This is a genomic window from Streptomyces lancefieldiae (assembly GCF_031845825.1).
Classification (GTDB): domain Bacteria; phylum Actinomycetota; class Actinomycetes; order Streptomycetales; family Streptomycetaceae; genus Streptomyces; species Streptomyces lancefieldiae.
In genome coordinates, this window is record NZ_JAVRFH010000014.1 from 97,548 (window position 1) to 111,149 (window position 13,602).

Sequence of the window (13,602 nt, forward strand, 5' to 3'; positions counted from 1 at the left end):
CGACCTTCTTCACAGCGACCACGTTTGCTACGACATCACCCGGGCGACCAGCACGCAGGCGTCGTCCCGGCCACCGGACGTGCCGGGTTCGCCGAGTTCCCCCGTCACGATCCGTACACCGTCCTGTGCCGAGCCCACCCCGGCCAGGCGGGGCGCCAGGGAGAGGAGGCGGTCCGCGGTGGCGTCCGTGCCGTGGCCGGGTCGGTCCGGCAGGAGCCCGCCGGTGTGCAGGAGCAGCAGGTCGCCGATTTCGAGGGTCGCCTCGGCCGGCCCGTCCAGCCCGCGCCCCGTCCCGTTGCGGAACAGCAGCGGGGCGGGGTGCGCGGTGTGCGACCAGACCAGGGTGCGGGGGCCGGGCCGGTAGCCGCAGCACAGGGCGCCGCTCAGGGACGGCAGGGCTCCTGCCTCCAGTAAGTGGGCGAGCCGCCCCGGCAGTCGCGCCGGCGGGGTCCCGGCCATGGCCAGGCCGCGCAGCGCACCGATCACCATCGTCGCGCCCTGCGCCATGTCGGCGTCGGGGCCGGTGAGGACGCCCACGCCGAGCAGGGTCCCGTCGTCGGGGAGGGGACATGCGTCGTACCAGCAGGCGTGCCGGGGGGCGTCGGCCGTCGTCGGCAGGTAGCCGACGGCCAGGTCCAGGCCCGGCCGTCCCCCGGACGGGAACCGCAGGAGGCCGTGCCAGGGGGGCGGCACGGCTTCCCGCGGTTCGACCGCGGCCCGTCGCCCACTGCCCGCGGCCGGCGGATGGCGGTGGAGCGAGTCACGGGTCTCGCTCACCACCCGCTGACTGCGCCGCAGTTCGCTGACGTCCCGCAGTACCGCCCACATCGAGGCGGTACTGCCGTCAGCGTCGAGCACGGGCTCGCCCATCATGTGCACGGTCCTTACGGTGCCGTCGGGGCGCACGACGCGGAACTCCCCGTCGATCGGCCGGGCGTCGACGAGGCAGTCCGTGACCATCGCGGTCAGCTTGGGCCGGTCCTCGGTGAGCACCAGGGACGGGAGTTCGTCCAGGCTGAGCGGGGCGGCGGCGGGGTCGCGGCCGAGGATCCGGAAGAGCTCGCCGGACCACTCGGCCTCGTCCGTCAGCAGGTTCCACTCCGCGCTGCCGACCCGGCTGAGCAGCGAACCGGGCCGCGGAGCGGGTGCCGGGCCGTCACGCAGTTGCGCCAGGTGCTCGTCCAGATCGCTGAGCTGGTGCAGCGCCAGGTCGTAGAGAGCACGCTGCCAGCGTCCGCGGGCGTCGGTGCCGTGGTCCTGGCTGTCCCGCCGTACCGCGTCCACATCGCCCCTCAGCCGCCGCGCCTGCGATATCAGCGCCTCGACCGAGCCGCGTCCTGGCGGCTGGGCGGCCGGGCGGTCCGCGGAGAGAGGGGACGACATGACGCACTCCGATGTGCAGACGGTACGACCAAGGCGGAACCGAGGCTGGTGGAAGGACCGTTACGACTGTTGCACAGCCCGCGACGCCCTGTAAGGGATTCGGCCACACCCGTTACGGTGGTGCTCCTGGCATATGCCACCGTCTTCCGGGAGCGACCTCGGTGCGCGGTCCGCGTACCCGCGCCGACGGTCAAGTCTTAGGGCAGATACGCGACTTGACGGCCTTCGGGGCCCGGCCACATCGTCGCTCAGGTGTTCCGTGGACGCTTGTTCCACGACGAGGTGGGGAGGGCCGGCCGGGGCGCCAGGTCGACGGGGGTGCGGGCGCCCGTCTCCAGGGCCCGGACGCCGGCCTCGGCGACGGCGGAGGCGGCGTACCCGTCCCAGGTGCCCGGGCCGGTGACCCGGCCCCGCCGGGTGGCGTCGACCCAGGACTGCACCTCGCGGTCGTAGGCGTCCGCGAACCGTACGAGGTAGTCCTGCGGCACCTCCTCCCGGGCACCGCCCGCCGCCGTCACCACCATGGTGTGCGCCTGTCCGATCCGGGCGCTGCCCGCCTCGCAGACGGCCTCGCAGCGGACCTCGTAGCCGAAGCCGCAGTTGACGAAGACCTCGACGTCGACGACGGCACCGCCCTCGGTCTCGAAGAGCACGAACTGCGGGTCGGACAGCCCCGCGGGCGCGCCCGCGGACGGTCGGGGCCGCAGCACGGTCACCGCGGTCAGCTCCTGACCCAGCAGCCAGCGGGCCGCGTCGATCTCGTGCGAGACGGAGCTGTTGACCAGCATCGCGGAGGTGAAGTGCGGTGGGGAGGACACGTTGCGGTGGACGCAGTGCAGCATCAGCGGCCGGCCCAGCCGCCCGCCGTCCAGCAGGGACTTCAACCGCCGGTACTCGGCGTCGTAGCGCCGCATGAACCCGATCTGCGCCAGCCTCCGGCCGAGCCGCGCCTCCGCCTCCACCACGCGGAGCGCCCCCGCGGAATCCGGCACCATCGGCTTCTCGCACAGTACCGGCAGCCCTCGCGCGAAGGCGGCCAGCAGCGCTTCCTCGTGCGCCTCACCGGGCGAGGCGATCAGAACGGCCTCGACGCCCGGCGCGTCGAGCGCGGCCTCGACCTCCGTGTGCACCACCACCCCGCCGATCCCGCCCACGGCCTCCTTCGCCCGCTCGGCGTCGGGGTCCGCCACGGCGGCGACCCTGGCCCCGCTCACCACCCCGTCGAGGCGCCGTACGTGGTCGGCGCCCATGTGTCCCGCGCCCAGGACCGCCACACCCAGAAGTTCGCTCACGCTCCGCCCGCTCCTTCCCGCCCGCCGCGCACCCGCGAGGGCGGGTACGTGTACCGCGAACAGGGTTTCACGGTCGTCAAGGGGGGTCTCCCGGCGGGCGGACGGCGGAGGTCATGGCGGCGGCCGTCAGTACCGCAGTACTCCCGCGATGCCGTTCGCGTCCCCGAGCGCGCCGTCCGGCACGAAGCGGACGTCGGCGCCGGTCTCCAGGCACTGTTCGACGATCTCGTCCACGATGTCGTCGCGGGCGTCGAGGTCGCCGCTGTCCGCCGGGATCAGATGGTCGCCGTCGTCGCGCATGGTCACCCGGAAGCCCTCCTCGACGGCGAGCAGCCGCACCCGGCCGGTGTGGGCGCTCTCCCACAACTCGTCGACGCCGGCCGCGAAGTCCTTGCGCCCGCGGGCCGCGTCCAGCTCCCTGGCCAGTGCCTCCACGGACCCCCGGGCCTCGTCGTCGAGCACCGGCCGCACCGCCTGCCACACCGCCTCGGCGGTGCCGCGCGCCAGGCCCCCGTGCGGGACCAGCACCGCGTCCGCGGCGAGTGTGCCGGCTTCGTCGAACAGCGACAGCGCGGGCTCGGGGCCGGTGATGTACAGCGGCCGGGGATGCGTGCGCAGGACCCTGCCCATCGCGGCGTCGGCGTCGCGCAGGAACCTGCGGGTGCCCTCGTCCCGGAAAGTGCTCGGCGCGTCGCCGATCTGTTCCTGGCGTTCGGGGTCGAAGTCCTCCGCCGGCCGGTCGAGCGGAAAGCCCGCGATGCGCTCCTCGACGACCCGGCCCGCGCCGCCGCTCCACAGCGTGACGCGGTCGGAGGCGACCGACAGCACCCAGAACGGGCGCTCGGCGGCCTGCGCGGCGACCAGGTTGCGGGTCAGGAAGGTGTCCGAGAGGACCACACGCTCGGGGACGGAACGGGCGAGCGTCCAGACCTGGTGCTCACCCGGCGCGGCGAAGATCGCAAGGCCCTCCTCGGCGTACGTCAGGTCGACCTCGGCGAGTGCGCGGTCGAGCTCCCGGGCCACCTCCATGCGTCGTTCCCGGGTGACCGCCGGGTCGTGCTCCAGCTGTTTCTTGGCCTCGGCGACCACATTGCGCAGCCGGACCGAATCCTGGGCGTTGTCCGGTTCGCGGCGGTGCGTCGGCGTCAGCACGGACACGGCCGGATACGGGCGGGGGCGCCGTAGCTCGGCGAGGGTGGCGGGACTCAGATCGTGCTCCATGTCAGCACGATAGGTCCGATGGGCATATCGGGCATGCGGAGCGGTCCGGGGCTCTCAGTGGCCCCCGTCGTCCTCGCCGCCGTTCTCGGGCCCGCAGGAACTGCCGTCGGGCGGCAGGGAGCCGTACAGCAGGAAGTCGTCGACCTTGCGGTGCACGCACTCGGAGGACGCGTAGCCGGTGTGTCCCTCGCCCCTGTTGTCGAGGACGACCGCCGAGGGGCCGAGCCGCTCGGCCGTCTCCACGGTCCAGCGGTACGGCGTGGCCGGGTCGCCCCGGGTGCCGACCAGCAGCATCTTCGCGGTGTCGAGGTCCTTCACGTCCTCGCGGATGTAGTCGGTGCCCTTGGGGCGCCCGTAGCACATCAGCACCTGGGTGAGCCGGTACCGGCCGAAGACCGCGGAGGCCTCCTCGTACCGTGCGCGCAGCCGCCCCAGGGACCCCGCGACCTGGTCGGCGGTGGGCCGGTCGGGGTCGTCCGCGCAGTTGATCGCCATCAGGGCGGCCGGCAGGTTGTCCATGGGGACGTCCTCCGGGTCGGTGAGGCCGCCGCCGGTGCCCTCACGGCTCTGTGCCTTCCCGGTCGCACGGACCGGGAAGGTGACACCGCCGGACACGAAGCCCTCCAGGCCGCTGGTGTCCCCGTCCTCCATCAGCTGCGCGAGCGCCCGCTCCAGCGAGGGCCACAGAGCCCGGCTGTACAACGCCTGACCGACGGCACCCACCATGTCCGCTCCGGTGAAGGGATCGCCGTAGGCCGACGGTACCGGGTCGGCGTCGAGCGAGCCGACGAGCCGCACGACCTGGCGACGGGCGTCGCGGACGTCCTGCCCGAACGGGCAGGCGATGTCCCCCACACACCAGCCGAGGAAGTTCTCCAGCGCGGTCTGCTGCCCCCGCGCGCCGGCCAGCCCCTGCTCGGTCAGCGGTTCCGTCAGTGTGTCCACGCCGTCCAGGACCATCCGGCCGACCTTGTCGGGGAACTGGGCCGCGTAGACCGAGCCCAGCCGGGTTCCGTAGGAGAAGCCGAGGTAGTTGAGCCGGTCGTCGCCGAGCGCGTGGCGCATCACGTCCATGTCGCGCGCCGCGTCGACCGTGCCCATGTGGGACAGCACGGGGCCGGAGTGCTTCTCGCACTCGGCGGCGGCGTCCCGCAGGTGCCTGAGCACGTCCTGAGGGTCGGTGATCTCCTCGTCCCCGTTCGTCGCCTCCACGATGTCCAGGGTGGCCGGGCCGCAGGTGACCGGCGAGGACCGGCCGACGCCGCGGGGATCGAAGGTCACCACGTCGTAGCCGTTGGTCAGGTGCATGAAGTCCTTGCCGCCGGAGGAGAGTTCTCCGACGCCGGAGCCGCCCGGCCCGCCGAAGTTCAGCAGCACCGAGCCCCGCGAGTCACCGGTCGCCCGGTACCGGGCGAGGGCCAGGTCGAGTGTTCCGGCCTTGGGCCGGTCGTAGTCGAGGGGGACGGTGATCTTTCCGCACTGCAGGTCATCCGGCACGTCCATGCCCTCGCACGCCGACCATGTGATCTTCTGGTCGTAGAACCGGGACAGTCCGGGCTCCGTGTCGTCGGCCGTCGAGGCGGGCAACCCCGCGCCCAGCAGGGCCAGCCCGAGCGCTCCGCTCACCGCGCAACGCCGGGCCGAGGGCCGAGTCACCAGCTTGGCCAGCATCGATGCCTCCCGGGCGCCCCGTCGCGGACCGGTGTTCGGCGCCCTCGATCACCATAAGCGGGCCCCGGACACCTCGCCTCCGGGCGCTGTTCCCGGCCTCCCGGAGGCTTCGGTGCACATACGGATGCTTTGCCGCTCGTTCGACAAACCGGCCACTCGATGGAGTGAAAGGCCGATAAGCCATAACTCGGATGGTGCGCCCGCGTTCTAACCGGTGCGGGCGAGCGCCCGCGACCATGTCTGGAAGGCAGGGAACCTCATGAGAACGGCTACCCGAAACGGTGTGTTCGCTGTCGCCGCCTCCGGCGCGCTGGCCGTGACGCTGCCGACGTTCGCGGCGTTCGCGTCCGACGGCGCCACCGCGAACGGCTCCGCCGCCGGCTCGCCCGGACTGCTCTCGGGCAACACCGTCCAGCTCCCGGTGGACGTTCCGGTGAACGCGTGCGGGAACACGGTGAACGTGGCCGGGGTCCTCAACCCGGCCGTCGGCAACCGCTGCGCCAACACCGGGGGCTCCCGTGCGGCGCGCGAGGGGGCGGGCGCCTCCACCGGCACGTCCGGCGGCGCCGTCGCCGAGGGCGGGCAGACGGACTCGGCGGGGGTGCTCTCCGGCAACGGCGTGCAGGCGCCGGTCCACGTCCCGGTGAACGTGAGCGGCAACAGTGTCAACGTGGTCGGCGTCGGCAACGCGGCCACCGGAAACGAGTCGACGAACACCTCCGGTGGCCGCGTCGACGAGCCGCGGCGTCCCGGGGAACCGGCGCCGAGGCCCGCCGCCCCCGCCGTCCCCGCCGAGCGCGCACAGCTGGAACCGCCCGCGAACACGGCACCACCGCGGGCGGTTGAGTCCCTCGCGCACACGGGTGCGGACGCGACAGTGCCCGCTCTCGCGGGCGGCGCCGCGCTCGTCCTGGGCGGCGTCGTGCTCTACCGGCGTTTCCGTCCGCGTACGGACGCCTGACCAGGACACCCATCAGGACGCCTGATCAGGACACCCGGTCCCGGCGCCCGCGCCCCGCTGGTCAGTCACCGGCGGGGCCGACGCGTGCCGTACGCCTGAACGCCGCCAGTGACGGTGACCGTGTCAGGCGCGCCGCGCGTGGAAGCGGTGGTGCAGCGCCCGGATCTCCTCCGTCAGCTCGGGCACCGGGCCCTCCACCGCTACGCCGGGCGCGACCTCGTGGATCGGCAGTGTGCGTACGGGCGGTGCGGGTACGCCCAACTCGGTGAGCCAGGAGCCGAGTTGCTCCGAGGAAGCGATGTACACGATGCGCCCGAGGCCCACCCAGGCGTGGGCGGCGGCGCACATCGGGCAGTGCTCGCCGGACGTGTACACCGTGGCGGCGGCCCGCTCCTCGGGGGTGAGGTGGGCGGCGGACCAGCGTGCGAGTTCGAACTCGGGGTGCCGGGTGCGGTCACCCGAGGCCACCCGGTTGTGATCCTCGGCCAGCACCGTGCCGTCGGCGCCCACCAGGACCGACCCGAACGGCTCGTCCCCGGCCTCCAGCGCCTCGGCCGCCAGCTCCACGCAGCGGCGCAGGTGCGGCAGTTCGGCGTGCTTCACGACCATGGCGTACGGCCCTCCTCGACGACGTGATCCTCACCGGCAGCCTATGCCTCTCGGTCGCCTCGACGGCCGCCAGGACGGCTTCCTGGACGCGCACGACGGCCGCGTCACCCTTGGCGGCCCGGGCGCCACCGGCCGTGCTCACGCCGGCGGCCGAACGCTCGACTCCCTCGACCGCGGGACCGTCGCCCTGCCGGTCGACGAGTCGGACGGGGTGGCCCGGCGCACCGGCTCACGAGCGAACTCGGTACCGGCAACGTCACCACCTGCGTTACTGACGCTCGCATCGGTTACGGCCCGTAACCCACACGACTGGTCCAGTCGTAGCAAGATGTCCGGGGCCCGGCTGGTCGTGCTCGACACGCCCCCCGTACGGGCGAGACCGGGGGAGCGGTGATGGCCGACGGCGCCCGTGGCAGGCGACCAGCCGCAAGGGGCGGATGCGTGCCGACCACGACGAGCGGTACCTCGCCGCACACCGGGCCGGCCGGGCGCGCGTGGTCCTCGGCCGCAGCGCCGGCTTCGTCGGTCCCGGCGTCCTCGACCCGTCCCTCGGTGCTGCCGTGTTCCCGGGCGCCCTCACCGGCGGGGAGGCGCGCCGCACTCGCCGGATGAGCCATGGTGGACGACGCATGCCGGGTCCCCGCGCCTCAACGGCGTGTGCGTGCCCGCGACCGGTCCAGTGCCGCCACACCGAGCGCCGCCAGGGCGATCTGGATGAGCCACTCGACCCAGTCGACGCCGCCGGTGTCGGCCACGTCGAACGACGCGGCGATCCAGGATCCGATCAGCGCGGCCACGATGCCGACGAGAATCGTCCACAGGATGCCGATGCGCTGACGACCCGGGACCACGAGTCGGCCCAGGACGCCGATGACGATACCGATGACAATGGCACTGATGATTCCGTCGATCTCCATCTCCGCCCCTTCTCGTCGGATCCCCGCTGTAGTGCGGATGCCCGCTGCCGGCGTGCGCAGTCCGTTCGCATTTCAGCCACTCGGGGCCTGAGAGGACGCGGGAGAGGGCCGGCCCGGGGAGGCGGGACCGGCCCGTGCTGCTCCCTTCCGGTGGGCCTAGTGCCTCGGGGCGCTCCTCGCCGCCGTACCGGCGCAGACCAGGCCCAGAATCAGGGCCAGGGCGCCGATGACGATGTTGTTCCAGATGACGCCGGCGTCCGGGCTCGTGCCGACGATCCATGGCGAGATGATCATCCATACTCCGATCGCGCACATGGCCCAGCTGAGGCCGTACATGCGTTCCGGGGCACGGGTGAATCCGAGGGCCAGCAGACCGATGGCGATTCCCACGATCAGATTGTGGGCCACGAGCGCGGGCTGGCTGGTGGTGAAGTGGAGTATCCACGGGGACACGGCACAGTAGAGGCCGAGCAGGAAGACCGGGCCGTCCACGAGTGCCACGTCCCGACCACCGAGCATGCGGGCGTAGCGCGCCTGCATTTCCGGAGCGTCGGGGTGGCTGGTGATGTCACCTCTGGTGTGCGAGACGTTGGCCATGAGTCGTCTCCTTTGACTTGCCGGGCCGACCGCCTCTGAGGCGGTGTGCGGTAGCGCCGCATACACCCATTCTGCCCTTATTTGGGCCTTATGTGTAGTGGTGGGCGGGCTGTACATGCGCGCGCGGATCGCGGGCAGACGCAGCGGTACGGAGATGTGGACCGGAGCGGATCGGCACGGTGCGGGACAGGGAAGGCGGCCGTCATGGGCGCGAAGGTGTCGGAGCGGTTTCCGGCGGGGGCGCCGCGCGGGTCGTGGCCGGCGGAGGAGTACGCGGCACGCCGCCGTGCCGAGGGTGAGCCCGCGACCGTCGTGATGGACCTGACGTCCGACGCCTTCCTGGTGGTCGTTCCGGCCCGCGACGAGGACTGACAGCGCCCCGGCTGGGGCCGGGTCGCGGGTGCGCCGTACGCATCCGAGTCTTTGTCACGCCCGTGTGAATTCGGGGTCCGTCATACGAGACCGGCTCGGTTTTCCTTGACCGTGTTCGAAGGCGGCTGCCACGATCGACGGCATGACAACGGGACTGGACCTCACGCGGCGACGCCACGTCGACCTCGCGCGGGTCTCCAGCGCCTCCTGTCGCGTCGTGGCCTGATTCCGCCGAGCCGCCGCCACCTCATCACCCACCGCGCGCCGCACCGGCCCGGCATGCCCGTGCGCGCGACTTCCCCCGCCGCCCGAACCCGGTGACCGCGCACGTCCGTTGAAGCCGCCGTACGCGGTGTCCCCGGCGAGGCACTGGTCACCGGCGGATGTCTCGCACGCCCGCGCGGCACGGGAGAAGCGGCCGACGAGAGCCGCGCCCCGCCTTCCCGAAAAGAGGACCCATGGCCACTGTCCTTTCCGTCTCCGGCAGCCCCTCCGCCTCCTCCCGCACCAACCGGCTGCTGCGTCACCTCGACGTCCGACTGGCCGCACAGGGCCACGAGGTGATCCCGCTCGACGTGCGCGGCCTGCCCGCCGAGGCCCTGCTCGGCGCGGACTTCGGGCACCCCGCGATCGTCGAGGCCGCCGCGCTGTTCGCCCGGGCCGACGGCGTCGTCGTCGGAACCCCCGTCTACAAGGCGTCCTACTCCGGTGTCCTGAAGGCGCTCCTCGATCTGCTCCCGCAGCACGCCCTCACCGGCAAGACCGTGCTGCCGCTCGCCACCGGCGGCTCCACCGCGCATGTCCTGGCCATCGACTACGCGCTCCGCCCGGTACTGAACTCCATGGGCGCGGCCCACATCGTGCAGGGCTGGTTCACCCTCGACCGGGACATCACGGCACACGAGGACGGCGCGCTCACCGTCGCGCCGGGCGCCGCGGAGGGCCTCGCCCACGTGGTCGACCAGTTCTCGGCGGCCCTGGGCGACGCCCGCCTCCACGGTCCCGTGCTGGCCACGGCGGGCTGAGTACCGACGCCCCGTCCTGAACCGGGCCCGGCCTCCCGTCCCGGCCCCCTCCGCGACCACGTCCCCGAACGGAGCTGCCCCGTGCCCCTCACCTTCCACTGGTTCCTGCCCACCAGCGGCGACAGCCGCGATGTCGTCGGCGGCGGCCACGGCGTCCCGGCTTCCTCCTCCGGGCGCCACCGGCCGCCTACGGTCGCCTACCTGAGCCAGATCGCCCGCGCCGCCGAGGACCTCGGCTTCGTCGCCGCGCTCACGCCCACCGGCGCCTGGTGCGAGGACGCGTGGCTGACCACCGCCATGGTCTCCCAGGCGACACAGCGGCTGAAGTTCCTCGTCGCCCTCCGCCCCGGCTTCGTCTCACCCACGCTCGCCGCGCAGATGGCGTCCACCTTCCAGCGGCAGACCGGCGGACGGCTGCTGATCAACGTCGTCACGGGCGGCGAGAGCCGCGAGCAGCGGGCGTACGGCGACTTCCTGGACAAGGACGCCCGCTACCGGCGCACCGGCGAATTCCTGCATGTCGTACGGGAGTTGTGGGACGGCAAGACCGTGGACCTGCACGGCGAGCACCTCCGGGTCGAGGACGCGAGGCTCGTCCACCTCCCGGACCCCGTGCCCGAGGTGTACTTCGGCGGCTCCTCCCCCGTCGCCGGAGAGGTCGCCGCCCGGCACGTCGACGTGTACCTCACCTGGGGCGAGCCGCCCGCGCAGGTCGCCGGCAAGATCGCCTGGATGCGGGAGCTGGCCGCGAAGGAAGGCCGTACCCTGCGCTTCGGCGTCCGGTTGCACGTCATCACCCGGGACACCGCGGAGCAGGCCTGGGCCGAGGCGCACCGGCTGCTCGACGGCTTCGACCCGGACACGGTACGGGCCGTGCAGACCGGCCTCGCCCGCAGCGAGTCCGAGGGGCAGCGGCGCATGCTCGCCCTGCACGGCGGCGCCCGGGACTCCCTGGAGATCCACCCCAACCTGTGGGCCGGCATCGGCCTGGTGCGCGGCGGCGCGGGCACCGCCCTGGTCGGCAGCCACGACGAGGTCGCCGAACGGATCCGCGAGTACCACGCGCTCGGGATCGACGAGTTCGTCCTCTCGGGTTACCCGCATCTGGAGGAGGCGTACTGGTTCGGCGAGGGCGTTCTGCCGCGCCTCGCCGCCCAGGGGCTGTGGCGCCACCCGGCACAGGTGCCGCCGGACGGCGGCGCTCCGTCGCCGCTCGCGGTCCGGAGCGAGGCCGGTGCGGGGAGAGGCGCCTGACGCACCGGCGCCGTCCGCCCCGGCACCGGCAGGGACACTCCCCGGACCTCGCGCCGATGCGGCTCGCGGGCACGACGTCCCGGGCGGCACGCCGCGCGGACGGGGCGAGAAGGACGTCCGCGAGCCGACGGGCCCGGGCGACGTGCGGGTGGGGCGGGGTGGTCCTGGAGTGACGCTCGTGATCGCGGCCCCGGTGCCGAGGACGCGGAGGAGCGGGCGCCGCGGGCCGCCCCGCCCTCAACCAGTCGAGAGCCGACCGGAGTTGGGTTGGTCTACACCCTTGACTGGTACATACCAACGCGGTTGAGTGTGCCTCCACACCCCCCACCACGGCCGCCCCCACGCCGTGGCCGGTCCCACCGGCACGTGCGCACAAGGCTCCGCTCCGCCCTGCCCTTGGACGGGAGCGGCCGTGCCCCGCCGAAGGAGGCAGACCTGTGTCGAGGCGCCGTATCTCCGCCGTGGTGACCGCACTCGCCCTCGCGGCAGCCGTGCCCGCGTTCCTGCCCGCCACCGAGGCCTCCGCCGCCGCGTGCTCGAGCTATCCGAGCTGGACGGCCGGAAAGGCCTACAACGCCGGTGACATCGTCCGCTACACGGACGGCAAGGCCTACATCGCCGAGCACGCGAACCCGGGCTACGACCCGATCATCAGCACCTGGTACTGGGAGCCGTACGCCTGCGAAAGCGGCCCGCAGACGCCGGTCGGCAACTTCGTGGTGACCGAGGCCCAGTTCAACCAGATGTTCCCGGGCCGGAACTCCTTCTACACCTACAGCGGTCTGACCACCGCGCTCAGCGCCTACCCCGGCTTCGCCACCACCGGCAGCGACACCACCAAGAAGCAGGAGGCGGCTGCCTTCCTCGCCAACGTCAGCCACGAGACCGGCGGGCTGGTGCACGTCGTCGAGCAGGACACCGCCAACTACCCACACTACTGCGACTGGAGCAAGTCCTACGGCTGTCCGGCGGGCCAGGCGGCCTACTACGGGCGCGGACCGATCCAGCTCAGCTGGAACTACAACTACAAGGCGGCGGGCGACGCGCTCGGCATCAACCTGCTGAACAACCCCTGGCTGGTGCAGAACGACGCGGCCGTCGCCTGGAAGACCGCCCTGTGGTACTGGAACACCCAGTCCGGGCCGGGCAGCATGACCCCGCACAACGCCATGGTCAACGGGGCCGGCTTCGGCCAGACGATCCGCTCCATCAACGGTTCCATGGAGTGCGACGGCAGGAACCCCGCGCAGGTCCAGAGCCGTGTCACCAAGTACCAGCAGTTCAGCCAGATCCTCGGCGTCTCCCCGGGGGGCAACCTCTACTGCTGACCGCCGGGGAGTGTGCGAGACTCCGCCGATGACCTCGGAAACGATCACCGCTGAGTCCTCGGGCACCTGGCACCTCGGCGACCTGCCCGTCCGCCGCGTCGGTTTCGGTGCGATGCGGCTGACGGGCAGCGCCGCCTTCCACCTCGGCACGCCGAGCGATCGGGAGCGGTCCCTCGCCGTGCTGCGCCGGGCGGTCGAACTCGGCGTCAACCACATCGACACCGCCGCCTTCTACTTCTCGTCCCTGCGCTCCGCCAACGAACTGATCAACAGCGCGCTGGCGCCCTACGCCGACGACCTGGTGATCGTCACCAAGGTCGGCCCGTACCGCGACTGGTCGGGCGAGTGGGGCACCTCCGCCCGGCCCGAGGACCTGCGCGCCCACGTCGAGGAGAACCTGCGCCAGCTCGGCCGCGACCACCTCGACGTCGTCAACCTGCGCCGCATGCGGCAGGATTCGATCGCCGAGCACTTCGGCGCCCTCGCCGAACTGCGCGAGGCGGGCCTGATCCGCCACCTCGGCCTCTCCGACATCGAGCCCCGCCACCTCGCCGAGGCCCAGGCCATCGCGCCCGTGGTCTGCGTCCAGAACCGCTACGGCCTCGGCTTCCACGACCCGGCCACCGACGGGCTCCTCGCCCTGTGCCGTGCGCAGGGCATCGCCTTCGTGCCGTTCTACGCCATCGCCGGCGAGGCCGGACCCCAGGGCGCCGGCACCGCCCACGACGACGAGGTCCGCGCCGTCGCCCGGGCCCACGACGCGAGCCCCGCCCAGGTCCGGATCGCCTGGACCCTGCACCAGGGCCCGAACGTCCTCGCCATCCCCGGCACCGGCAACCCCGGCCACCTCACCGAGAACGTGGCCGCGGGTGCCCTGCGCCTCACCGCCGGGGAACTGGCGCGACTCGACCGCGCCCGGACGGGCTGACCCGCGGGGTCCGGGGACACGGGGCGCGAGAGACTTGGCGTCCA

14 protein-coding genes and 1 pseudogene are annotated in these 13,602 nt (G+C 72.8%); 8 read left to right on the plus strand and 7 right to left on the minus strand.

What is annotated here, in order from left to right; translation table 11 throughout:
* Window positions 1-27: 27 nt before the first annotated feature.
* The 4 genes from RM812_RS16735 to RM812_RS16750 all read right to left on the minus strand — a co-directional run bounded on the left by RM812_RS16735 (window position 28) and on the right by RM812_RS16750 (window position 5,567).
* On the minus strand, window positions 28-1,383 hold the full coding sequence (locus RM812_RS16735; RefSeq protein WP_311573349.1) for a SpoIIE family protein phosphatase: 1,356 nt from the start codon (window positions 1,381-1,383) through the stop codon (window positions 28-30).
* Window positions 1,384-1,631: 248 nt separating this feature from the next.
* Window positions 1,632-2,675 carry a Gfo/Idh/MocA family protein gene (locus RM812_RS16740; protein WP_311573350.1) on the minus strand — a complete coding sequence of 348 codons (1,044 nt, stop codon included), beginning with the start codon at window positions 2,673-2,675 and terminating at the stop codon, window positions 1,632-1,634.
* 126 nt (window positions 2,676-2,801) lie between these two features.
* A complete protein-coding gene (locus RM812_RS16745; protein ID WP_311573351.1) occupies window positions 2,802-3,896 on the minus strand; it encodes a baeRF3 domain-containing protein in 1,095 nt (364 codons plus the stop codon).
* A gap of 54 nt (window positions 3,897-3,950) precedes the next feature.
* Complete coding sequence (locus RM812_RS16750; protein ID WP_311573352.1) at window positions 3,951-5,567, minus strand: alpha/beta hydrolase; 1,617 nt, start codon at window positions 5,565-5,567, stop codon at window positions 3,951-3,953.
* A 259-nt stretch (window positions 5,568-5,826) separates the two neighbouring features.
* Between RM812_RS16750 and RM812_RS16755 the strand changes: the two genes are divergently transcribed.
* A complete protein-coding gene (locus tag RM812_RS16755; RefSeq protein WP_311573353.1) occupies window positions 5,827-6,528 on the plus strand; it encodes a chaplin in 702 nt (233 codons plus the stop codon).
* A 123-nt stretch (window positions 6,529-6,651) separates the two neighbouring features.
* On the opposite strand, the gene RM812_RS16760 is transcribed toward RM812_RS16755, so the two are convergent.
* A complete protein-coding gene (locus tag RM812_RS16760) occupies window positions 6,652-7,137 on the minus strand; it encodes a nucleoside deaminase (protein WP_311573354.1) in 486 nt (161 codons plus the stop codon).
* Between the two features lie 322 nt (window positions 7,138-7,459).
* Here RM812_RS16760 and RM812_RS16770 point away from each other — a divergent pair.
* Window positions 7,460-7,727: pseudogene (locus tag RM812_RS16770) on the plus strand (epimerase); the annotation flags it as partial.
* A gap of 57 nt (window positions 7,728-7,784) precedes the next feature.
* On the opposite strand, the gene RM812_RS16775 reads toward RM812_RS16770, so the two are convergent.
* Entirely contained in the window at window positions 7,785-8,054 is a 270-nt protein-coding gene (locus RM812_RS16775; RefSeq protein ID WP_311573355.1) for a GlsB/YeaQ/YmgE family stress response membrane protein, read from the minus strand.
* Between the two features lie 156 nt (window positions 8,055-8,210).
* Window positions 8,211-8,651: an SPW repeat protein gene (locus tag RM812_RS16780; protein ID WP_311573356.1), complete on the minus strand. Its 441-nt coding sequence runs from the start codon at window positions 8,649-8,651 to the stop codon at window positions 8,211-8,213.
* Window positions 8,652-8,855: 204 nt separating this feature from the next.
* Here RM812_RS16780 and RM812_RS16785 point away from each other — a divergent pair, with 204 nt between their 5' ends.
* The 6 genes from RM812_RS16785 (at window position 8,856) to RM812_RS16805 (ending at window position 13,558) form a co-directional block, all read left to right on the plus strand.
* A complete protein-coding gene (locus RM812_RS16785) occupies window positions 8,856-9,023 on the plus strand; it encodes a hypothetical protein (RefSeq protein WP_311573357.1) in 168 nt (55 codons plus the stop codon).
* A gap of 142 nt (window positions 9,024-9,165) precedes the next feature.
* On the plus strand, window positions 9,166-9,249 hold the full coding sequence (locus RM812_RS43040) for a putative leader peptide (protein WP_394816464.1): 84 nt from the start codon (window positions 9,166-9,168) through the stop codon (window positions 9,247-9,249).
* 232 nt (window positions 9,250-9,481) lie between these two features.
* Window positions 9,482-10,048 carry an NADPH-dependent FMN reductase gene (gene ssuE / locus RM812_RS16790; RefSeq protein ID WP_311573358.1) on the plus strand — a complete coding sequence of 189 codons (567 nt, stop codon included), beginning with the start codon at window positions 9,482-9,484 and terminating at the stop codon, window positions 10,046-10,048.
* Window positions 10,049-10,129: 81 nt separating this feature from the next.
* Window positions 10,130-11,302 carry an LLM class flavin-dependent oxidoreductase gene (locus tag RM812_RS16795; RefSeq protein WP_311573359.1) on the plus strand — a complete coding sequence of 391 codons (1,173 nt, stop codon included), beginning with the start codon at window positions 10,130-10,132 and terminating at the stop codon, window positions 11,300-11,302.
* Between the two features lie 437 nt (window positions 11,303-11,739).
* A complete protein-coding gene (locus tag RM812_RS16800) occupies window positions 11,740-12,630 on the plus strand; it encodes a glycoside hydrolase family 19 protein (protein WP_311573360.1) in 891 nt (296 codons plus the stop codon).
* A 28-nt stretch (window positions 12,631-12,658) separates the two neighbouring features.
* Window positions 12,659-13,558 carry an oxidoreductase gene (locus tag RM812_RS16805; RefSeq protein WP_311573361.1) on the plus strand — a complete coding sequence of 300 codons (900 nt, stop codon included), beginning with the start codon at window positions 12,659-12,661 and terminating at the stop codon, window positions 13,556-13,558.
* Window positions 13,559-13,602 lie beyond the last annotated feature (44 nt).

Coding starts and splice junctions, on each gene's coding strand:
- RM812_RS16760 (WP_311573354.1), bottom strand. CDS start 7,137: ATGGTCGTGAAGCACGCCGAACTGCCGCACCTGCGCCGCTGCGTGGAG.
- RM812_RS16775 (WP_311573355.1), bottom strand. CDS start 8,054: ATGGAGATCGACGGAATCATCAGTGCCATTGTCATCGGTATCGTCATC.
- RM812_RS16805 (WP_311573361.1), top strand. CDS start 12,659: ATGACCTCGGAAACGATCACCGCTGAGTCCTCGGGCACCTGGCACCTC.
- RM812_RS16745 (WP_311573351.1), bottom strand. CDS start 3,896: ATGGAGCACGATCTGAGTCCCGCCACCCTCGCCGAGCTACGGCGCCCC.
- RM812_RS16755 (WP_311573353.1), top strand. CDS start 5,827: ATGAGAACGGCTACCCGAAACGGTGTGTTCGCTGTCGCCGCCTCCGGC.
- RM812_RS16735 (WP_311573349.1), bottom strand. CDS start 1,383: ATGTCGTCCCCTCTCTCCGCGGACCGCCCGGCCGCCCAGCCGCCAGGA.
- RM812_RS16780 (WP_311573356.1), bottom strand. CDS start 8,651: ATGGCCAACGTCTCGCACACCAGAGGTGACATCACCAGCCACCCCGAC.
- RM812_RS16785 (WP_311573357.1), top strand. CDS start 8,856: ATGGGCGCGAAGGTGTCGGAGCGGTTTCCGGCGGGGGCGCCGCGCGGG.
- RM812_RS16750 (WP_311573352.1), bottom strand. CDS start 5,567: ATGCTGGCCAAGCTGGTGACTCGGCCCTCGGCCCGGCGTTGCGCGGTG.
- RM812_RS43040 (WP_394816464.1), top strand. CDS start 9,166: ATGACAACGGGACTGGACCTCACGCGGCGACGCCACGTCGACCTCGCG.
- ssuE (WP_311573358.1), top strand. CDS start 9,482: ATGGCCACTGTCCTTTCCGTCTCCGGCAGCCCCTCCGCCTCCTCCCGC.